The organism is Paenibacillus sp. FSL R7-0163 (genome assembly GCF_037969975.1).
Classification (GTDB): Bacteria; Bacillota; Bacilli; order Paenibacillales; family Paenibacillaceae; genus Paenibacillus_AQ; species Paenibacillus_AQ odorifer.
Window position 1 is genome coordinate 2,624,474 of sequence record NZ_CP150224.1, and the last position, 22,607, is coordinate 2,647,080.

At 43.7% G+C, this 22,607-nt stretch carries 14 protein-coding genes and 1 pseudogene; 1 reads left to right on the top strand and 14 read right to left on the bottom strand.

The genetic code is table 11. The features are described from left to right. Nucleotides 1-76: 76 nt before the first annotated feature. The 13 genes from NST45_RS11650 to NST45_RS11710 form a co-directional block, all read right to left on the bottom strand. Nucleotides 77-1,087 carry a phosphotransferase gene (locus NST45_RS11650; RefSeq protein WP_076213772.1) on the bottom strand — a complete coding sequence of 337 codons (1,011 nt, stop codon included), beginning with the start codon at nucleotides 1,085-1,087 and terminating at the stop codon, nucleotides 77-79. Nucleotides 1,088-1,248: 161 nt separating this feature from the next. Then, on the bottom strand, nucleotides 1,249-3,078 hold the full coding sequence (locus NST45_RS11655) for a fibronectin type III domain-containing protein (RefSeq protein WP_076213769.1): 1,830 nt from the start codon (nucleotides 3,076-3,078) through the stop codon (nucleotides 1,249-1,251). 53 nt (nucleotides 3,079-3,131) lie between these two features. Further along, nucleotides 3,132-5,510, bottom strand: coding sequence for an exosporium glycoprotein BclB-related protein (locus NST45_RS11660; RefSeq protein WP_339825648.1), 2,379 nt, complete (start codon nucleotides 5,508-5,510; stop codon nucleotides 3,132-3,134). A gap of 19 nt (nucleotides 5,511-5,529) precedes the next feature. After that, nucleotides 5,530-7,347 carry a glycosyltransferase gene (locus tag NST45_RS11665; RefSeq protein ID WP_081388082.1) on the bottom strand — a complete coding sequence of 606 codons (1,818 nt, stop codon included), beginning with the start codon at nucleotides 7,345-7,347 and terminating at the stop codon, nucleotides 5,530-5,532. 646 nt (nucleotides 7,348-7,993) lie between these two features. Further along, entirely contained in the window at nucleotides 7,994-8,713 is a 720-nt protein-coding gene (gene treR / locus NST45_RS11670) for a trehalose operon repressor (RefSeq protein ID WP_038571269.1), read from the bottom strand. A gap of 164 nt (nucleotides 8,714-8,877) precedes the next feature. Continuing rightward, nucleotides 8,878-10,848: a PTS system trehalose-specific EIIBC component gene (treP, locus tag NST45_RS11675; RefSeq protein ID WP_036677132.1), complete on the bottom strand. Its 1,971-nt coding sequence runs from the start codon at nucleotides 10,846-10,848 to the stop codon at nucleotides 8,878-8,880. A gap of 50 nt (nucleotides 10,849-10,898) precedes the next feature. Beyond that, nucleotides 10,899-12,602 (bottom strand): alpha,alpha-phosphotrehalase, encoded by a 1,704-nt coding sequence (gene treC, locus NST45_RS11680; RefSeq protein WP_256721456.1) that lies wholly within the window; start codon nucleotides 12,600-12,602, stop codon nucleotides 10,899-10,901. 385 nt (nucleotides 12,603-12,987) lie between these two features. Further along, entirely contained in the window at nucleotides 12,988-14,175 is a 1,188-nt protein-coding gene (deoB, locus tag NST45_RS11685; RefSeq protein ID WP_076213762.1) for a phosphopentomutase, read from the bottom strand. A 20-nt stretch (nucleotides 14,176-14,195) separates the two neighbouring features. Beyond that, nucleotides 14,196-15,377: a NupC/NupG family nucleoside CNT transporter gene (locus tag NST45_RS11690; RefSeq protein ID WP_036677141.1), complete on the bottom strand. Its 1,182-nt coding sequence runs from the start codon at nucleotides 15,375-15,377 to the stop codon at nucleotides 14,196-14,198. Nucleotides 15,378-15,392: 15 nt separating this feature from the next. Beyond that, nucleotides 15,393-16,697 (bottom strand): purine/pyrimidine permease, encoded by a 1,305-nt coding sequence (locus NST45_RS11695; protein ID WP_076213759.1) that lies wholly within the window; start codon nucleotides 16,695-16,697, stop codon nucleotides 15,393-15,395. Between the two features lie 47 nt (nucleotides 16,698-16,744). Then, nucleotides 16,745-17,452, bottom strand: coding sequence for a purine-nucleoside phosphorylase (deoD, locus tag NST45_RS11700; RefSeq protein ID WP_036677145.1), 708 nt, complete (start codon nucleotides 17,450-17,452; stop codon nucleotides 16,745-16,747). A 161-nt stretch (nucleotides 17,453-17,613) separates the two neighbouring features. Continuing rightward, complete coding sequence (locus tag NST45_RS11705) at nucleotides 17,614-19,047, bottom strand: helix-turn-helix domain-containing protein (protein ID WP_036677148.1); 1,434 nt, start codon at nucleotides 19,045-19,047, stop codon at nucleotides 17,614-17,616. Nucleotides 19,048-19,166: 119 nt separating this feature from the next. Continuing rightward, nucleotides 19,167-19,718, bottom strand: a complete 552-nt coding sequence (locus NST45_RS11710; RefSeq protein WP_036677150.1) for a biotin transporter BioY — start codon at nucleotides 19,716-19,718, stop codon at nucleotides 19,167-19,169. 247 nt (nucleotides 19,719-19,965) lie between these two features. Here NST45_RS11710 and NST45_RS11715 point away from each other — a divergent pair, with 247 nt between their 5' ends. Further along, nucleotides 19,966-20,943, top strand: a complete 978-nt coding sequence (locus NST45_RS11715) for a biotin--[acetyl-CoA-carboxylase] ligase (protein WP_038571255.1) — start codon at nucleotides 19,966-19,968, stop codon at nucleotides 20,941-20,943. Between the two features lie 130 nt (nucleotides 20,944-21,073). On the opposite strand, the pseudogene NST45_RS11720 reads toward NST45_RS11715, so the two are convergent. Beyond that, a pseudogene (locus NST45_RS11720) lies at nucleotides 21,074-22,427 on the bottom strand (MATE family efflux transporter). Nucleotides 22,428-22,607 lie beyond the last annotated feature (180 nt).

Consider the following 22,607-nt stretch of genomic DNA (forward strand, 5'->3'; position numbering starts at 1 on the left):
ACAATTTAAATAGTTTTCAGCAGTTCATCCTAATAATACCATTTGAAGAATATAACGCACATCATTTTCTAATCTTTTATATTGAAGTATCCAGAGAATTAAATAAAAAGGTTGTCCCGTTCCCATAAGCTCTCAAAATCGCTTGAGCATATGGCTGCTCTTCGATCAAACCCTCGGTCTCTAGCGGATTCTCTGCATGAAAGCTATAGGCTTCGATTATTGCCATGACTAAGAAGCACTCTAGCTTCATTATATGTTCATCTTCCAGCTTTCTGATTCTCTGATATCCTTCGACGAAATAAGCTCTTTGTGTTGGGTATAATCCCATAATAGCCTGAGCTATATCGTAAAGATGGTAGCCGAAGCCACACCTGCCAAAATCAATAGGGTACGGTTCATTATCCTGAAAAATGACATTTCCATTATGTAAGTCCGCGTGGATCATCCCGTAATTTTGTTCATGTCTTGTGAACGTTTCGAGACATGTTGCCACTTTAGTGGCAGCTACGGAATACAACTTAAAACCCTCATCCGATATGAAATGTTTGCGATGTAGACTTAGGTGATCCCAGTCCCGTTTAAAGCTCAGTGCACCCCAAGAAGGACGAGTAAAGCCGCTGGAAGTACTAAAATCAGAGCTGGCCTCATGAAGCTTTGCCATCAATGATCCTGTTTTACGGATGCCCTCCTCCGTTAGTTCGCTTTTGTCTACATGCTTTCCCTCGACCCATCTCATTAAGCTCGAATAAAACCGTTGTCCGTCACACACCGACGTTTCCGTAATAAAGGCCCCTTCACGATTGATTACAGCTTCGGGCAAGATGAGGCCCTTACTCTTCAATGCGAACAACCACTCTATTTCTGAAATGGTTCCTTCGCGTTGTTTGTTATTCGGGTGAATACGGAGCAAGAACTGTTCCCCCACTTCGCTTACAATGCGGAAGGTGACATGTTCGGATACTTGAATGAAGTGAATGGAGTTCCAGTCTATTTCGTATTCCTGCAAAGCATGAAACGCCGCTTGCTTTACTTGTCTCAGAGTTCGGAGTCGATTCTCCTCAGTATTGATCTGAAAACCGTTATTCATTGCTTATCTCCTTTGTCTACCATACTTCCATCATTTTAACAGTCTAGACGGATAGCTGTAATGATAAAGTATGAATATAAAAAGAGTTTTCTCTTTTTGACTCACCTATAAAAATAGGGAATTCATTGCCATTTAGGCCTGAAATTCCCTACTCTTCAAATCTAATAAGATTCTTCTACAAGCGAAATTGCAACAGGTTCTATGACATTAGTATAAGTGCCATCACCAAGCTGGGCTAATCCATTATACCCCCAGGTCAGCAAGGTCCCCTCCTCACTAACCGCACCGCCGCTCATATAACCTGCACTAATAGCGACGATACGACTGCCAATGTTGAGCTTAGAAGCGAGGGAACGCTCCGACTCAGCACTACCACCGAGCTGGCCCTCATTGTTCGCTCCCCATAACCATACGTTTCCATCGCTTTTCAGAGCCATGCTATGCAAGGCGCCAGCGGATACACTGATAACTGAACCAAGATCCAAGGCTTGAACGGGAGTATAATGATCTTCGGTTGTCCCATCCCCCAAGATTCCCTTAACGTTCGTTCCCCAGCTCCATACGGTTCCGTCCTTTTTCACTGCCATGCTGTGATAAAAGCCGGCAGATACGGAAGTAACGCTGCTTAACTCAGCAACCTGCACTGGGGTCACGTGGTCGATTTTTGTGTTATCTCCGAGCTGACCGTAGGCATTGAACCCCCATGCATAAACCTGACCATTGTGGCTAACCGCGAGATTATGAAAGGCTCCGGCTGAGATCGATGCGATTGAGTCCAAACCTGCAACCTGCACCGGTAATGCACTATCCTCGGTGGTTCCATCTCCAAGCTGCCCATATGTGTTAAGTCCCCATGCCCACACCGTTCCATCGGACAACAACGCTAACGAATGCTGCTCACCTGCTTGAACCGCTATGACATTCACTAATCCAGTCACTTGCTGCGGCACAAGCTGGGGCGCCGACGTACCATTACCCAGCTGGCCCACGCTATTGCTTCCCCATGTCCAAATCGTTCCGTCCGTCGCGAGCGCGATGGAATGGTCTTGTCCAACGGATGTGGCGCTTATCTCCGGCAAGCCAACAATTCGCACAGGCTTATTACGAGCAATGGTTGTGCTATCACCGAGCTGGCCCATCCTATTATTGCCCCAAGCCCATACGGTACCATCCGGCTGTACAGTCAATGTATGAAAGGAATTCCCGTTGCCCATGCTCATAATGGGACCAACATTACTTACAACATCAAGTGTACTAACCTTCAACTCGTTACTAATTGCTGATTTGTTCCCTGCTTCGTCTATAGCTTGTACTACAAAGGTATACTCCTGTCCAGCCTTCAAGTCGACGGCCGTGTAGACCGTTGTGCTAACTGTTACTTCTGCCAACAGATCAGAGTCCTTATATAGAACATATTCCGCAACTCCGACATTATCCTCGGATGAAATCCATGCCAAGCTAATGCTATCTGATGTGCGACTGAAAAGAGTTAGCTCGGGCGTACTCGGTGATTCTTGATCGGCTAGAGGGAGTTCCTCTTCCTTCGTTGTTGGTGGGTACGCTTCCGCTGGAAGCGTACTTGCGGTTAAAGGTGGACTTGTTTTTGACACGGGTCCGGATATGTTTACGGCTTGGACCGTAAATGTATAGCTCCGGTCGGAAACCAATCCCTTCACCGTATACTCCGTTAATTCGCCTGAATCGAAGGTATAGACCACATCGGTTACGCTAGGATTGGTAGACTCCATTAGATTTACCTTATAACTCACATCCGTGTTAGAGGTTCCCTCTACGGCATCCCAGGTAAGGCGAATGCTTGTGGAGGTTGAATCGCTGACTGCCAGATTCGCTGGTGCAGCCAATAGCTTTACTTGTTCAAAAGAGCGTCCTTTTGCATCTCCTACAGACGGGAATTGAATGACGGATGGAAATATAAGAACTAACACCAACATTAAGCTCATTTTTTTTATCGGAAATAGCTTCCTTGCCATTTTTAATCACTTCCTATCAAATAAAATGGATGGTTCCTACCTCAAATCTTGAATTACTTAATCTCAATTCCGGCGCTGGCATAACCTGTTACAGTATTTATCAAGCTTAGACCGGAAGCCGTCGAAGAGAACACTAACATTAAGCGATCGCCAGCCTGAACAGCCGTATTTATGCCTTTGACTGATCCGTCACTAGTAGATCCAATAGAAATTATTCCTGTCAAACTAGGCGCCAAGGATACTGCTGAACCAATAATAGGTGTAAAACTGTTGCTATTACTATCCGCTTTATATATTTCTGCTTGAACGTTTATGGTCGTGCCTATTAAAGAAAACGCTAAAGTTGGGCTGAAAAAAGCATATATTGAAGTGATCGTACCATTACGTGGAACGATAAAAGCTTGGTTGTACGGATCTTTTGTAGGATCAGAACCATTACTTCTGGTTAAATCTATTTTTCCACCTACTATACTAGCTCCTGAGTACGAACTGCCAAATCCAAGCATCGCAACTGTACCTTTTAATCCCCCGACGATTGTTGTTACAGTAATTGGTGATCCGGAAGAGAATGGAATTATAGTTGATGCGCCAGATGCCCCGGTAGCTCCGGTTACCCCTTGAATTCCTTGTACTCCCGTAGCTCCGGTTGCGCCAGTTACTCCTTGAACTCCTATTGCACCTGTAGCTCCGGTAGTTCCAGTCACCCCTTGAACTCCTTGTGCGCCTGTATCGCCAGTTACGCCTTGAATTCCCTGAACTCCTTGTGCCCCGGTAGCTCCGGTTTCACCTTTAGAGACAAGCAGGGTAAAGTCGTTATTTATATCAGAAGGTACTCCAGATGGGTTGTTTATAGTAACGATGTAGATACTTCCTAAATAAGTAACGACTTGTCCTGCATGATAGGAAGTCGCTGAATTGAACGGAGCAATGCTATCAAGACCAATGCCAGTTGCGCCAGTCGATCCGGGAGCACCGGTTATCCCTTGAATACCCTGTGCACCCGTTACGCCAGTTGACCCCATCGCTCCATTAGCGCCAGTTGCACCGTTAGCACCCGTGGCACCTGTTGCCCCATTTGCTCCGGCTGCTCCAGTAGCCCCGACAGCACCAGTTGCTCCAGTTGCGCCAGTAGCTCCAACAGCCCCAGTAGCCCCGACAGCACCAGTAGCCCCGACAGCACCAGTCGCTCCATTAGCACCATTCGCCCCGGTTGTGCCAGTAGCTCCAACAGCCCCAGTAGCCCCGACAGCACCAGTTGCTCCAGTTGCGCCAGTAGCTCCAACAGCCCCAGTAGCCCCGACAGCACCAGTAGCCCCGACAGCACCAGTCGCTCCATTAGCACCATTCGCCCCGGTTGTGCCAGTAGCTCCAACAGCCCCAATTGCCCCGACAGCTCCGGTCGCACCAGTGACACCTTGCGGTCCACTTGAACCAGATACCCCATTTTGACCCGCTGGACCGGTAGCACCTGTGTCTCCTTTTTCCCCTTTCGAACTAGTCTGGCCTACAGCCCCTAATCCCAACACTTCAACGAAGGATGCCATTCCTCCATTATGAATAAGCGTCACCAAAGACCCCGCAGGAAACACGCCCTTGCCATTGTCCCCGAACAGAACAGATTTGCTATTGATTTCGAGCTTCTCTGTCTGACCGCTGCTGCTTAAGAGTTCGATCGAATTTTTGGACATCGAGACGACAGAGCCATGGATAATCCGATCGGATACCTTGCTCGCAAATATTTCAGTCTTAGACAAGATAGCTGCAAACTCGGCGCGAGTAGCCGTCTGCTTAGGCTTGAAAGTATTATTAGGGAAGCCAGATATGACCTTGCGGTTAACTGCGGCATTAATGTAGCCTGCTGCCCAGTCCGATGCGTCTGATGCATCCGAGAAACCTATGTCGCTATCCCTAAACTCGATAGCTTCGGATTCTTTGCCTGCGGCACGAATAATTAGACGTGTTATCCACTCTCGACTTGCTTGCTCTTTTCCCCAGATGACGGTGTTGGGTCTCGCTTCCTCGCTTGGAATCACGAGGCCGATGTCAATCGCTTGCTGAATCCAAACAGTAGCCCAAGAATCTACGGTGAAGGGCAAGCTGCCGCTAGTAGCCTTAGGTTGCTCATATCCCATGAACCTGAGTACCATAACAACCGCTTCCTGATTCGTGACTGGTCGGTTAGGGCTAAAGTTTCCGGAACCGTCTCCTTCGATTACCCCAAGCGCGGAAGCTTTAGTGATATACTGATATGCCCATGAGGTAGAATCGACATCACTGTAAGCTGCTGCACTTGCCCGGGGTAGAATACTGCTATAAGCAGGGCTCAAGGGTGCAATCAACTGACTCATCAGAATAAATGCCATTGAGCTCTTGTAAGCTAACTGCTTGCCACTTTTCTTGCCACTTGCCTTCGTCCTCTTTAATCTTGCCATTACTAAATCCCCCTCAAATTTATAAAGTTATGTATTGCTTCAAATAATCGCGATTAACCATGACGCTCGGATAATCCGGTACATAGCCCCCAGCTATCTCATTGTGATAATGCGCTTGTTCGTATTGTCCTAAGCGATCGTAACAGACGCATAATTGCAAATGCGGCAGCCACGTCCATGCCGGAAGGTCTACTCTAGCGTTAAGCTCAGTCGGCTTTGGTACTTCCGTGGCTAGCTTGTACCAAAAAGCAGCATTCTCGAACCGTTGTTCGATTAGCTCATAAGACCCTAATTGACAACAGGCTTCGGCTCGGGGAGGCGACAAGGCAAAAGCTTGAAGTACTTTAAGCTTGGCTTCTTGAAAGAGACCTAATTGTGACAATGCATCTCCGGCACGCCGACTCGCAAGTAGCTTGTCCTCCAACCAGCCATTCGGCATGACTATGAAGGCATCGTATTGCTCTATCGCTCGCTGCCATTGGCCGTGATCGTATAGCTCGTTGGCATAATAAAATAAATCCCGCGGAGTGAACCTCGTTTGCGCTTTCAACATCCCCTCATAGATGAGAAGATTACGCGAGGACTGCGTATGCTTTCGATCATGTGTTATGCCTAACTCGGCATAGAACACATTGCCTGCGACCTCAAGGTACTCATGAACGACTCCAATCCAACGGAATTCACAATTTCGTCTTAGAAGGCGATTACGTCTCAAGCTCGAAGTTACACTTCCGTCTTTGTCACGGTCGAGATAATAATGCATCGATACAACATCGATATCCCATGGTAGATCGGATACGATGGACTGGAGAGCCTTTGCATCCTCTAACTGCAGATAATCGTCCGCATCCAACCACATCAGGTACTCTTGAGTAGCGAGACTGAAGGCATAATTTCTTGCTTTGGAGAAATCGTTCACCCATTCGAAATCATAAACCCGTGCTCCATAAGATGCCGCGAGCTCTTTGGTTCCATCACTCGAACCTGTATCCACAATAATGATCTCATCGACAAGCTCCCTCACGCTGGATAAACAACGCCCTAAGGTGTACTCTTCGTTTTTTACGATCATGCATAGGCTGACAGTGACTTTCCTTGTGCCACTATACAAGGAAGAAGTTAAATCGAATCCCCACTTGCTTATGGCCATAGCACGATTTAAGATTAATCGGTTATTGTACCAATCAGGATCATTGGGATCTACTGAAGGAGGTTCATTCCGGAAGACTACGCATCCTTCGGCTATGTAAATATCCAGGTTCATAGATAACGTGCGATAACACAGATCGTCATCCTCGTAAGATTCGACCTCAAATCGCTCATCAAAGGACCCGATCTGCTCAAAGTAGCGACGGGGTATCATCATTAGTAAACTGACAAGTCTAGGAACCCGGGTCCAAGACATTGATTTCCCGATGGAAAGCATCGATGACGACTGATAGAGTTGCTCCATGTTCTGATATACAATCGGAATCCGTTGAGCGCCGCTAACATCATTCATCCTCGGACCCACGATTGCAGCATTGGAATGATGGTCCAGACAGCCCGACAACTGTTCTAACCATCCCTCGTTAACCATAATCTGATCGCGGATGAATACAAGATGATCTCCCGAAGATGACACCGCGCCCAGATTGAATGCTGCTGCAACCCCTTTGCTCCGGCTATGAATGACATGAACGCCGTATTCATACGCAAGGTAATTCGACACTTCGGCAGATTCGTTATCCGAGACGACAATCAGCTCATAGGACATAGACGTATATTTCTTAATCCGATCCAGACATTGTACGGTCAGGTTAAAGTGCTGAGCCAACAATATAATGCTAATATTCAATCGCTTTTCCTCCTATATTCGACATTTTCCCTAAATCTACCATTCTATTAGCGTTGCATTCAAGACAACCAAAGTTGCTATTAGCCAGTTTCACAAATAATGATAAGCTTAAAAAGACAGCCGGGTATGCAACTCTGCTCTATTAATGCAATAAATAATTTTTACAGAATGCAGGAAATTTCCACCTACTAATTCTGGCATGCAACGTATACCGTATTTGTTACGACTGGCAACGAAGGTATCGCTGTTTCCATATTCCAACAATATATATGTATAAAGAACATTTAAATAGTGTGGGTTGTCATCACTTTTGTCATATGACAATATGGTATTTAATGGGTTTTACATGAAAAGATAGGGTCGTTAATCATTTATCTGTTCCTATTGAGATTCAACATTCGATCGTCTTACATAAAAAAACTGCCTCTGAGGGCAGCTTTTTTTCTTAATATATCGTTTTTACGAATGGAGCGAATGAACCTTTAAAGCGCTCTTGTATCGAAAATTTGCACAGTATTGGCTATATAACTCCAACACACCTGATAGTGATTGAAAGGGATAGAGATTTCACAATTGGATTGTATTTTTTCTCAGGAAACTCTCATAAAAAAAAGGGTATCCCAAACTGGGACACCCTCTGATTAGCTTATCGTCTCACCCTCCGAGCAAAATCCACAAACTGAAATTTATCCAGCCGGTGTCTAGACTCGGTATATTGGTAAAGCACCGTGTTCTCCAAATAAACATAGTTTCGTACTACTACAATATGCGTAAAATTCTTCAAATCGAGCAGTCTATGATCCTCCTCTGTGGAAGGTTCAACAGATATCAGCTTCTTCGCATAACTGATCTTAAGGCCCAATTCCAGCTCCAGATATTCATAGATTGAGCCCTCGGCGATTTCCGCACTCAGGAAGGAAACGATATCCGCACGAAAATAATCCTTATCCAAAATGATCCGTTCACCTTCAATCTCTCTGGCACGAACAACCTTCCAAACCAGAGTTTCAGGTGGAATCTGCAGATGTCTGGCGAGAGCGGAGCCTGCCGGCTCTTGTATCGTCCGCTCTACCAGTGTCCGCGAGGCAGTACCCAGTGTATCGGCCATCTCTTTAAATGAAATCAAACCGGTAACGGGGAAATCCATTCGGGTCATGTCAAGCACAAAGGAGCCTCTTCCCTTAATTTTGTGAATATATCCTTCTCGGAAAAGTAGATTCAGCGCTTTGCGCACGGTCTCTCGTGAAGTGGCGTAAGCTTCGGCGAGTTCACTTTCGGAAGGCAGCTTGGTTCCCGGCAGCAGTTGTCCAGAATGGATTTGGTTGCTGTATTCATTATAAATTTGCAAATATTTATTTTCTCTCAATTTTGATCACCGCCCTTTATTGTATCACGTCATGCCTTTGGAAGCATCGATTCAATTGGAGGGGAATTCATAGCGTTGAACATATAAATTCTTATATTTATAGAAAAACAGCCCCCAAGGGGCTGTCTTTCTATAGTATAAAGTCTTTGCCAATATAGCCTTTATCAACCCTTGAGATGAATAGTCAAGATGCTTGTTTGTTTGGCCGTAGCTGGTCCGGTCTTCTCTTCAATCTTCTCGACCATCTCCTGACCTGCAGGAATGATGATTGGAGTAATCACCGGGTAACCTGCTGCGCGGATAGCTTCCATATCAAATTCTAGTAGAAGCTCGCCTGCCTGCACCTTATCACCAATATTCTTCAGGCTGGTAAAACCGCTACCTTTAAGCGCCACCGTGTTAATTCCAACGTGGATTAATACCTGAACACCGCTGGCATGCTCCAGTATAAGCGCATGTTTGCTCTTAATCACATGAGCTACTGTAGCATCAAAGGGAGCATATACTTTCCCCTCAGAAGGTTCGATTGCAATTCCCTCACCCATTTGCTTTTCAGCAAAGGCAGGATCGGGTACCTGTTCTAGCGATACTGCAGTTCCACTAAGCGGGGAGACAAGCTCCAGAATATTAACTGATTCCTGTGACCCTTGAACTGAATGACGGCTGCTCAATTCCTCTGGTTCGCTCGTAGTACTAGAAGCCTCTGTAGCTGTGTTCTTTTCGGAACGACCCACTACAGAACGTCCGTACAATACTGTGGCGGCAAATGGCACAACGAGAACAATAACCATACCTATGAAGAATACGCCCCACTGGTTCGGGAAAATCGAAAGGAAACCGGGAATTCCCCCTACGCCAATGGATGAAGCGCGAACCTGGTTAACGGTAAGGAGCATACCGGCAATTGCTGAGCCGATCATCCCGAAGATGAAAGGGTAGCGATAGCGGATATTCACCCCAAAGATTGCCGGTTCAGTCACGCCGAGGAATGCAGAGACGGAAGACGTAGCCGCCAAACCTTTTGCCTTTTGTTCTCTAACAACGAACATCATCGCCAGTGCCGCAGCGCCTTGTGCAATATTGGAGAGCGCCAGCATCGGCCAGAGGAAGGTGCCCCCCTCACTGCCGATGAGCTGTACATCGACTGCCAGGAAAGTATGATGCATCCCAGTGATGACCAGAAGTGCATAGAATCCGCCATAGATCAAACCACCAAGGAGCGCAAAATGATCAAATACATAGATCAAACCCGAGGTGATAGCATTGGCAATGGCGAACGTAACCGGTCCGATAATGGTGAAGGCCAGAAAACCTGTAACCAGCAGGGTCACTGGAGCAACGACCAGTAGTTTAATGGAATCAAGCACCCGACGGTTGAGGAACTTCTCCAGTCTAGCCAGAATATAGGCCGAAACCAGTACAGGCAATACTTGCCCCTGATAACCGATCTTCTCCAAATGCCAGCCGAACAAATTCCAGGTCGGAACGGTTCCCTCAGTTGAAGCACTTGCATAACTGTAGGCACTTAATAGATCCGGGTGTACGAGAATGAGACCTAGCACGATCCCGAGCAGAGGACTGCCCCCGAAACGTGTAACAGCTGCCCAACCGATAAGTGCTGGTAAAAAGGTGAAGGCTGTGCTGGCAATCGTGTTAATAATCGCAGCAATGTCTTTCCATGCAGGATAGACATCTACCAATGACTTACTATCAAAAAAGATACCAGGTCCGGTCAAAATATTATTAATCCCAAGCAGCAAACCTGCGGTTACGATGGCCGGAAGAATCGGAATAAAAATATCAGCCAGTGTTTTGATCGCCCGCTGCAGTGGATTCTGTTTCCGTGCTGCCGCTGATTTCACGTCATCCTTGGAAGAGCGGGCACCACCAGTGATCTGAATCATTTCATCGTATACTTTATCTACAGTTCCTGGTCCGATAACAATCTGGAACTGCCCCTGCGTAGAGAATTGTCCTTTTACGAGTTCGTTACGGTCCAGGGCTTCCGAATCCACCTTGTTCTCGTCATACAGCGAGAATCTCAGCCGGGTTACACAATGCGTCGCAACTTCAATATTCTCCTTGCCCCCAACCGCCCGTACAATATCTTCAACATTTTTGCGGTCTATAGCCATATCTTCACTCCTTACAAAATTGATGTGTGCTCCTTCTTAAGTACACCTCGTTAGCGGACTAACCACATGTAGGAAGCATAAGGACTGAGCTGAAGCTTTTGTGTTAATTTAGGTGCATCTGCTGTATTCCCAATCAGAAGCTCGTCCTTACCACTTGGCGACAATTCAGTCCAGTGATTATCTTCAAAGCGGAAAGAGATCTCTTTACTGCTGAAGTTCGAGACCACAACAAGTGTCTCTTCATCGCCTGTTCTGGCGTATGCGAATACTTCGGGATGACCTTCATCGAGTCTCTTGAAAATACCTTCTATAAATATTTCATATTCCTTGCGTAGTGCAATCAGTTTACGGTAATGGTGGAAGATGGAACCAGGATTTTCCAGCTCCTTCTGCACATTGATGTTTCGATACCGCTCATCTACCTTCAACCATGGAGTACCAGTGGTAAATCCGGCATTCCGGCTGTCATCCCACTGCATCGGCGTACGTGAATTGTCCCGCGAACGTTCTTGGAGAATGCTGAGAGCAACCTCCGGGCTTTTCCCCTGTTCACACAGAATGCGGTACATATTTAGTGACTCAATGTCGCGGAACTCATCGATGCTTTTCCATACCGGATTCGGCATACCGATTTCTTCCCCTTGATATACATAAGGTGTTCCCTGAAGGCCATGCAGAGTTGTCGCGAGCAGCTTGGCGCTTTCCACACGGTAAACCCTATCATCAGTGAATCTGGAAAGGGCACGTGGTTGATCATGATTGTTAAAAAATAGTGCGTTCCAGCCTCCGCCTTTCTGCATTCCAGTCTGCCACTGCGAGAACAACCGTTTCATTGCCTCGAAATCATAAGGCATCAGTTCCCACTTCTGTCCATTCGGATAGTCGACTTTTAAATGATGAAAATTGAAGGTCATGGAAAATTCCCGCTCTTCGGGACTTGAGTACCGGATACAATGCTCCAGTGTAGTTGAGGACATCTCTCCTACAGTCACCATCTCAAACGGACCAAACACCTCTTTATACATTGCTTTGATGTATTCATGGACCTGTGGACCGTCAGTATAGAATTTACGTCCATCCCCCGGTGGAACACTCCCGTCATCGTTAGGGAAGCGCTGATCTTTGGAGATTAAATTAATTACATCCATGCGGAAGCCGTCGACACCCTTTTTAGCCCAGAATAACATCATATCATTCACTGCTCTACGTACCTTCTCATTCTCCCAATTCAGATCCGCCTGGGTTTTATCGAAGAGAGTAAGATAATATTGTCCCGAAGTTTCGTCGAACTGCCAGGCAGGACCCCCGAACTTCGACTGCCAGTTGTTGGGTAAGCCCCCGTCCGGAGCCGGATCCTTCCAGATATAGTAATCACGGTAAGGGTTGTTCCTGCTTGAAATGGACTGTTTGAACCACTCATGTTCAGTCGAAGTATGGTTAACCACGATATCGATCATTAGCTTCATTTCGCGTCTATGCAATTCCTGTACCAGCTCGTCAAAATCCTCCATCGTACCGAAATCCGGGTTGATATTTTCATAATCTGCTACATCGTAACCGTTATCATGTTGCGGCGAAACATAAACCGGCTGTAACCAGACAATATCGATTCCAAGCTTCTGCAAATAATCTAATTTCTCTATAAGTCCTTTAATATCTCCTGTTCCGTTGCCTGTAGTGTCCTTAAAGCTCTTCGGGTACACCTGATACACCGTGGAGCGGCGCCACCATTCCGAATACTGGGACTGAATCAAGTTGAACACCTCCAAAAAGAATTCCTTTATTTCATCCATTAAACCTGTATATACAAGTTCAAACACTTCACACAGTTTAAACCTGTATATACAGGTTGTCAACACTATTACTATCGAAGGAGTAGCATGAGTAGAAACTAGATTATTTATAACGTTGTATTAGAATGCGATTCATCGAAAAAAGGATTAACGACAGGTGGCTATAAAATTAACCCCTTTAATAATTGATTATTACCCTAATAATTGATCCGTAATAACAAAAAAAGCCGCTTACTCGGCAGCTTTTTAGATACGAAGATGTGTAGATAAAAAAACAAACAGGATACCATTTACTAATACAAGTTAGGTACCCTGTTTCTATTCAAAGTGTCTATTCAAATTAAGTTTATTTAAGCTCCTGTAGGAGACTCTGACCAAATTGGGGCATGGTCACAACAAAGTTATCAGCAACTGTTGCTCCAATATCCGAAAAAGTCTTCGATATAGGCAGCTCCCCTTGTCGATTGAAACTCTTACTGTAGAGGAGTAAAGGAACATATTCACGGGTGTGATCCGTGCCCGCATGAATGGGATCATTCCCATGGTCTGCCGTAATTATAAGAAGATCATCTTCACATAGCTCCGCTAGAACTTCATGTAATCGATCGTCAAATTCTTCTAGCGCTTTCCCATACCCGATCGGATCTCTACGATGGCCATAAAGTGCATCAAAATCAACAAGATTCAAGAAACTAAGTCCTGTAAAATCAGTATGAAGGGTCTCCATGAGTTTATCCATGCCATCCATGTTAGACACTGTACGCAAAGACTTGGTGACACCCTCCCCATCGTATATATCTGCGATCTTGCCAATCGCTAGTACATCGAACCCGGCATCCTTGAGCTCATTCATCACGGTTCTTCCATAAGGCTTCAAGGCATAATCATGACGGTTCGATGTTCTTTTGAAATTTCCGGGCTGCCCGAGGAATGGTCTAGCAATCACTCTGCCTAGCATGTACTCCTCACGTAAAGTAATCTCTCTGGCAATCCCGCAGATTTGATACAGTTCTTCTAAAGGAATAACCTCTTCATGAGCCGCAATCTGAATCACGGAATCTGCTGAAGTATAGACAATGAGTGCACCTGTGTTCATATGCTCTTGTCCAAGCTCATCGAGAATAGCTGTGCCACTAGCGGGTTTATTCCCAATCACCTTTCGTCCTGTTCTTTCTTCTAATTCATTAATTAATTCATAAGGAAATCCTTCAGGAAACACTTTGAAAGGAACGTCAATTCGTAGGCCCATGATTTCCCAGTGACCTGTCATCGTATCCTTTCCATTAGAAGCTTCCTGCATTTTGGTCCAATAAGCTAAAGGGCGCTCTACTTTGGGAACTCCGGGTATTGGGTCAATATGACTTAACCCTAGCTTGGATAACGCAGGAACATGTAGCCCATTCATTTTTTCTGCAATATGCCGTAATGTATGTGATCCTGCATCCCCAAACTTTTCAGCATCTGGAGCTTCACCAATGCCTACAGAATCCATAACGATGACGAAAATCCGCTTAAACCGGGGTGTTTGTTTCATGTTAATACTCCTTGCTTCAACTAGAATATGATACCGATAATCAAAGCTGATAAAACGCTTACAAGTGTGGCGCCAAATAACAGCTTTAATCCAAATCGTGCGACGATATTCCCTTGCTTTTCATTCAATCCCTTCACTGCACCCACAATGGTACCAATCGACCCAAAGTTAGCAAATGAGATTAGAAAAACGGAGACAATGGCTGTAGTACGGCCACTTAAACCTTCTTGAATCTTAACAAAGTCAAGCATAGCAACGAATTCATTCGCAACAAGCTTTGTCGCCATAATACTACCGGCCTCAACAGCTTCATGCCATGGCACACCGATAAGAAAGGCGATGGGTGCAAAGACGTAGCCTAACACTCCTTGGAACGAGATTCCGAATATGCCACTGAAGACCCCGTTAATCAAAGCAATGATTCCCACAAAACCAACTAACATTACCCCAACTACTATGGCTACTTTAAAGCCATCCATAATATATTCGCCCAGCATTTCAAAAAACGTTTGTTTTTCTTCTACCTGAACTTCAACAATATCTTCTTCAGGTGTAACTTCATACGGATTAATGATGGATGAAATGATAAATCCGCCAAATAGGTTTAATATCAATGCAGCTACTACATACCGAGGTTCTAGCATCGTCATATAGGAACCAACGATTGACATGGAAACCGTAGACATTGCAGACGCACATAATGTATACAAGCGATGTTTCGGCAATAGTCCAAGCTGGTTTTTCACTGAAATAAACACTTCATTTTGTCCGACAATTGCGGCTGCAACTGCATTATAAGATTCCAATTTACCCATGCCATTTATTTTACTCAGTACCAGTCCAATATACTTTATAATGAATGGCAGTATTTTGTAATGTTGCAAAATCCCTATCAATGCTGACATAAAAACAATGGGCATCAAAACATAAAGGAAAAATGTATGCGCCCCTTCATTTGCAATCCCGCCAAACACAAAGTCAGTACCTTCATTGGCGTATCCAAGTAATTTTGCAAAACTATCAGCAAACCCTTTAATCAAAAATTCTCCAATGCTCGTTTTTAGGATAATTAATCCCAAACCTATCTGAATAGCAATCATTACAATGATTGGACGATATTTAATCTTTTTCTTATTGTTACTTCCTAGCCATGCCAGTAATAGAACAATAACCAGACCAGCAATAGAAATTAGATAATGCATTTTTAGCCCTCCAAATTATCGGTTAATTTTCTTGGAATCCTCATATCGGAATGCATCTTTCCACATTAACCCTTGTTCCAAAATAATCGCTAACAGGCTTCCGCATATTAATCCATTATTTAAAATGGCTATCACGATCGGAGATAAATGGGCCGTAGCTGATGCAGGAATAAACATTAAACCTACACCCACTAAAAGGGAAAGCCCACTGACAATAAATGTTCGCTCTTCATGAATAACCTTTTTCAATTCCTTTAGCGCTAGTCCGACCATCTTCACAAAAATGACGAAGGTAACAGAATAGCCTATGGGAGCTGGAATCGCAGATATGAAATTCATCATAGGCGGAAACAAGGATATTGAGATCACTAAGCTGCAGCCTATTAAAAATGATCTGCGCTCCCTCATCCCTGTTTGCTCAACATATCCCGCCGCTCCCGAAATAGGGACTGAGCCGATCGCTCCTAAACCACCACTAATAAGATGCGTAATTCCAGAAGTAAACCCGGCGCGCAAATAACGACGATGATCCCCTTGCTTGGGTTTCATAACGGTCTCCATCAAACGGATGGATGCCACTGCATTGGTTATTAATAATAGGGTTAGTAAAAATGCAGTAGTAATTGTCCCGGCATCGAATCGGGGTTTTCCAAATGGGAATATTTCCGGCAGCTTAAATAGAGTATCCGCACGAGAAACCGCCGGCATACTACCGCAGATTATAAATAATAGGCAGCCTATCACTATACTGAAAATTATTGAAAACTGGCTGAGTAATACAAAGCGGCTGTTGCCTAACCAAAAGGTAATGCAGACCACAATCACACTAAGGATGAACACTTTAACATCTAACATGGTGTGGGATATGGTAATCCCCATCATCCCTTTCATAAAAGATCCGCTTAATTGAAAGATCAATAAAAGTAAATAAATAAAGGTGATGGTTGGAGTAAATAGACGAGCGATTTTATCCATTAGCTTAAATGCTGAAATTAGGATAAACAACACTCCGCTAATGATCATCGCTCCACTTAAAGCCTGTAAAGCGCCGTTGTTAGAGGAATAAAGCCCCCCCACTAAACTCGCGTAAATGGTAAAAATGCTCCACCATAACCCTGCCGGACCTTCATGAATAGGGAATTTATGACCCATCAGGCCTTGTAAAAATCCAGCTATTGCTAAAGTAATCATGGTGCTCTGAATGAGTCCGGAAGTCTCTATGGGTGTTAAGTTATATAAATCTGCGATAGCAATGGGTGCAGCAATTGCACCAGCGATCATAAAAATCATCCACTGCAATCCTGACAGTATTACCTTCATTTCTTTCTCACTCTCTTTTCTAACAACACTACACTCTTATCAATAAATCAGCCTTCAATGACTGTGTTAAGAGCTACTTCGACCATTTCATAAAAGGATTGTTCACTTTCTTTATGAGTTAGGTGTTCCTGTCTTAACAATTGACTGCCGACGGTCAAAATCGATAAAGCTTTTACACCATATTTAGCGGCTAAAGTGTATAGGGCGGTACTTTCCATTTCTACAGCTAATACACCGAAATCCATAAACTTGTGAAGCCGATCTAAATTTTCACGATAAAATTCATCAGAATTATAGATGTTACCAACAAACACATTGGCATTTTTAGCTTGTGCTTGTTGATATGCTTTCATTAGCAATGAGAAATCTGCCGTTGGTGCAAAATTACAGCCATGAAAGATCTTTTCCGTCATATTACTGTCTGAAGATACTGCTTGGGCTAATATAATATCGCGGATATTGATTTCTTCCTGCATCGCGCCACATGTACCAATGCGAATCAATTTCTTAACTTCATAATCGACGATCAATTCTGTCGCGTAGATACTCATCGATGGATTTCCCATCCCTGTCCCCTGAACCGACACAGGCACACCCTTGTATAATCCAGTGTATCCATACATCCCTCTTACTTCGTTATAACAATAAGCCTCCTCTAAAAAGTGTTCTGCCACAAACTTTGCACGCAAGGGATCTCCTGGGAGCAAAACGAGCTCTGCTATTTCTCCCTTATTTGCACCTAAATGCCTACTCATAGTTCTTCCTCCAACTTTTAATAGTAAACTGAGGTTTACCGAAATCGCTTTCCACTTGCCTTCAAGTAAAATCAGTTTCGAAACTAGATTGAGCATAAGGTTTTTTAACATTACAAACTAGACCAAAAACTTACGGAGCTTACGGAAAATAATTGGTCAAATTATAAAAGCAGTTCTTTACGAATGTTGTCTAAGTCTCTTTTAGAGGGGATCGTAGAAATAATAACAACAGGCACTGTCTTTAATGCAACCGGGATATTACTAATGACAAGATCGATATTATTTTGCTGCATGATCTCGTCGGTCAGGCCTTTCATTATGGAAGTATTAAGGATCAACTGATCCCCAATTTCTTTTTTTATCAAATCTGCTATGTAATGACGAATTGAAAATTCTTCCCCGATCACTAAAAAAGCCCTCTTACTTTTGTAACGTAAACTCGAGCGGACAATTAAGGTTAGCTTTGTTAAATGAAAGTGATTAAACAAAACAGAAGGGTAAGTTTTATTCCACGTTTGCATACAGGTTTGCAATTCTTGATAAATCTGCTGGCACTCCTTTTGAACATATGTTGTTAAATGACTTGTTGAAATCATCATCCACTCAGGAATGGCATTTTCGATTAATAGCTTGTCAAAGAACCCGTAAATCTCCAAAATAAACCGTTCTTGCATATGCAAGTTCGGGTATACCTTTGCTAATAACATTAGAAGCAGATTCCCCATTTGATATTCTTCTTTATCCTTATGTAATTCTACTTCTTTCATCGGAGTGATCTCTGACCCTTCATAATAATGATATTGGCTGAGACTAACCATGGATTGCATAAAGAATATTTCACTGTTTGGAAATTTAAGGGACAGCTTGTCCTCAAGACGTTTTGCAATAGTTTTCACTGGAAAATAAAACATCCCCTTTTCCCAAGGGTAAGCATTTTCGTCTATTTTCACACACTTTCCTTTAGCCACTCTTTCTATAACAATGGCCAACAAAAACGATAATCTCCTTTTGGAATTGATAAAATATACAATGTTATTTTCATTTTCTATATTTGTGATTAACTGATTAATATAAGCAAAATCAACATTCGCAAAGGGCCAGCCTGTAAACTCATACGCATCACAATATAACTTCCAATAAAAATATCGAATATTCATTTCATTCCCTTTGATCATGGGGGTAGAAAAACTAATGCGTAGCTTATAAGCTTTTAGATCATCATTATTTAATTGCACAATCAATTTCTTCAAAGACGAGGTACTCATAAACATGGCTTCGGAGAGCTCCTCCACAGACAGTCGCCCTACATTCGTAAACAAAAAATCCATCAGCCGATAAAAGATGGTTTGTCTGAACATAGAAGAAATCACTTCACTAATCGTACTTCGCCCATCACGTTGAAGAACTATTCCCTTTCCTCTAGAAACCTCAATGGTTACAGTAGATGGTAATTGCTTGCTGATTTCCTCCACCATCTTCCGGATGGTCTTATCAGAGATCCCTAAACTTTTTTCAATTTCCGCTAAGGTAAACCATCTATGTTCCGTATCAAGCAGCGTTAATAGTTGACTAGCTAAATTAAATCCCTTATCCATTTTTCTACACCCACTTCAATTTCGTTTTAATTTTTATAGTATAAACAAATTCGCAACCATAACCCTATTATTTTTCAATAAAAAAACCCGGGTTTTATTTACCCGAGTTTCACATCACATTATATTTGTGTTTTTTCTTCAATAGGGCTAATTGCTTTCAGCTGCATCGTTATAACGGCTGCAATAACGGCTTTAATGATGTCTCCCGGAAGAAAGGCCAACGCTCCGACAAGACCAGCCCAGATCGAAGTATTGGTTATCAATGCCATGACAGGGGCACCAATCAGACTCACTAGTAATACACCGAAGATTATGTTGATAGCTACCAGCTTCCAAGTTCGAACCTTCGGCCAGATTTTTTCGGAATACCAGCCAATAAGGCCGGCCGCAATTGGAAAGCTAAATATGTATCCTGCAGAAGGTCCAACTAGCACCGAGATTCCGCCGCGACCGCCGGTCAGTACAGGCAGCCCAATGGCTACTAGTATGATGAAAATAATTAGACTGAGAGCGCCCATCCGTTTCCCCAGAAAACATCCAGCCAACATGACGCCAAGTGTCTGGGCAGTGATCGGAACGGGGATGAAGCCGAGTGGGATGGGCGGTATCATCCCCAACACCGCGATAAGTGCTGCGAATAATGCAGCATAAATAAGTTCTTTTGTCTTCAAAAAAATGACCTCCATTGGATATCAATGATTGTATTCTGGTTAGTAAATACGTCCAGTAAGCTGAATTATAATGGAGATATTCTTTATTGTAAACCATAAATTATTATATGGTTTACAATAGAATAAAATACCATGCTTGAGTTTTTCCTATTGTTATATAGAATTAGAGTATTCAGTCGCAATCGTTGGATGTTAATCTATTCAATGGGTTTTGGTCGGAGAGTTATACTTTTGGAGGTTTAAGTTCATGACAGTAAAAGAACATATTCTTGCCTTACTCGACAGTAATAAGGGTGAATATTTTTCCGGGGAGGAAATAGCCGTTCAGTTATCCGTGACGCGCAGCGCGGTCTGGAAAGCCATAAAATCTTTACAGACAGACGGTTATTCCATACAAGCTGTAACCAATAAAGGATACTCCATGTCACCACAAACGGATATCTTATCAGCCAGTGCAATTTCAAAGTACCTGGATACTCGGGGGCAAAAGTTACGAGTTGAAGTCTTTAAGACCATATCTTCCACGAATGAAGCCGTAAAAAACCTTGCCTCAAATGGAGAAGCTGAAGGTAAGGTGATTCTTTCGGAAGAACAAACAGCTGGTCGCGGGCGAATGGGCCGGAAGTTCTTTTCTCCACCTGGAACGGGTATCTATATGAGCATCCTGCTGCGTCCAAAGCTGTCCGCAACAGACTCAGCTTTATTGACCACTTGCGCCGCAGTAGCTGTAGCCCTTTCTATCGAGAGCGTATCCAGTAAAGAAACGCAGATTAAATGGGTAAATGACGTTTTCATGGAAGGGAAAAAAGTGTGCGGGATTCTTACCGAAGCATCCGTGTCACTGGAAAACGGCTGGCTTGATTATGCTGTTCTCGGCATCGGTATCAATGTAGTCCTCCCTTCCGAAGGCTTTCCCACTGATCTTACCGAGATTGCAACAACTGTAATTTCCGAAAACAATCCTTATGGTGATCTCCGCAACCGTCTCGTTGCAGAAGTACTAAACAATTTCATGAGATATTATGAGCATTTAACGGACAGATTGTTTCTTTCCGAATACAAAAAAAGGTTAATTTCACTTGGAGAACCTGTGACCGTGATAAAGGATAATGAACAACGTAAAGCAACAGCCATTGATATCGATGACGATTGCCATCTGAAAGTCAGATATGAGAATGGTGACGAGGAGTATCTTTCAAGTGGAGAAGTCAGCATTAAAATTTAACTGGAGTTTCGCCTCCAAAGCAGCTATGTGCTGCCTCATGGCAGGCTGCGTCATCATACGAGCCAAAAAAACCTTGCTGATCCAAGGTTTTTTTAGATGAACTTAAAGTATCAACTTAAAGCTTAGGATTTTACTGTACTAAAGTATCTAAATCAGGCTGCAATTTGTTCCGCAGAACATACAGCATGATGGCACCCACAAGGAACGCAACAGCATCCGAAATGACGAGCGACCAGACTACTCCGTGAAAACCGTTCATTCGATTAGCGATATACAATACTGGAATCAGAGTAATACCTTGAATAATTGACATAATAAAGGCGGCGGTTCCTTGTGCTGTCGCTTGGAATATCCCTGTAAACAACGCGGTCGTTCCTGAAATGAACAGGGATAAGAACGTTACATGAAGAATGTAGCTGCCCAGTTCAATTAATTGAGGGTCATTCGTAAATAAACCGATTAAGTGGTCTGAAATCAGATATACAATAATGCCGAACACGGCTGCTAATGCCACAGTCACTTTGATTGTAAAAGTAATGGTGTGCTTCATGCGTAATTTGTTAGCTGTAAAAGAGAAGGCAATCAGCGGCACGACTCCCTCACATAAGCCCATCAGGATAACCTCTGGAAATTGTAATAAACGTGATGAAATCCCGAAGGCCGCAATGGCCTGCTCCCCATATTCGACCAGAAAACGGTTAAAGATGAGTGACATTGCACCCATGAAGAGACTCATAACAAAGACTGGAACTCCAATTTTAAATACATTGCTGAGAATGTCTTTGGAAGCTTTGAACCATTTTACGGAGATGGTTAAGAATTGGCTCTTATATCCCATGTGGAAGGCATAGAATGCACTAGCAACCAAGTTAGAAATGACTGTAGCAGATGCAACCCCGATCACGTCCCAATGGAAGACGAAAATGACTAGCGCATCGAGAATAATAATTCACAACAACACTGAGAAGCATACCGATCATCGAAGTGATTGCTGCCCCCTCCGAGCGCACGATATTCTCCAGCGTGAAGAATAGAACGACGAAAGGTGAACCAATAAGCATAATCGTGACATAGTCCTTCGTGAATCCGAAGGAGTCAGGCGTCGCTCCCAAGCCATGAACGATTGAATCGATCAATGGGATGCCGGCAGCCATCAAAATAAGACCGAGAACTAAACTGCTGTAAAAGGCGAATGAAGACACATGCTTTACATCATCATATTTTTTCTCTCCCAGCAAACGGGAGATAAATGCACTGCTACCGATGCCAATCAAGTTACCAAGCGCCATTATGGCGGCAAATAACGGTAAAGTTAGTGCGAGTGCGGTTAACATCGCAGTATTGCCCAGTGTACCAAGGAAATAGGCGTTCAAAATGGAGTATATGACACTCATCGACATGCCTAGCATCATCGGTACTGCGAAGTGAGCTACGGCTTTTGCGACAGGTGCTTTTTCAAAGTAATGGAGGTTTTCTGCATCCATAGGGTTCACCACTATCTTTCTTTATTTTGTTTTTTGAAATTACTTAGAATTCTAACTATCGGTCCAATATGAACCGTGACGCAGCAACAAGCAAACCTGTACCCTAACGTCGAGTTCTCAGATTTGGCATACGAAATTTGATTATTCTTCAGTTTCACATTACGCTGCCTTTGCCGTTCA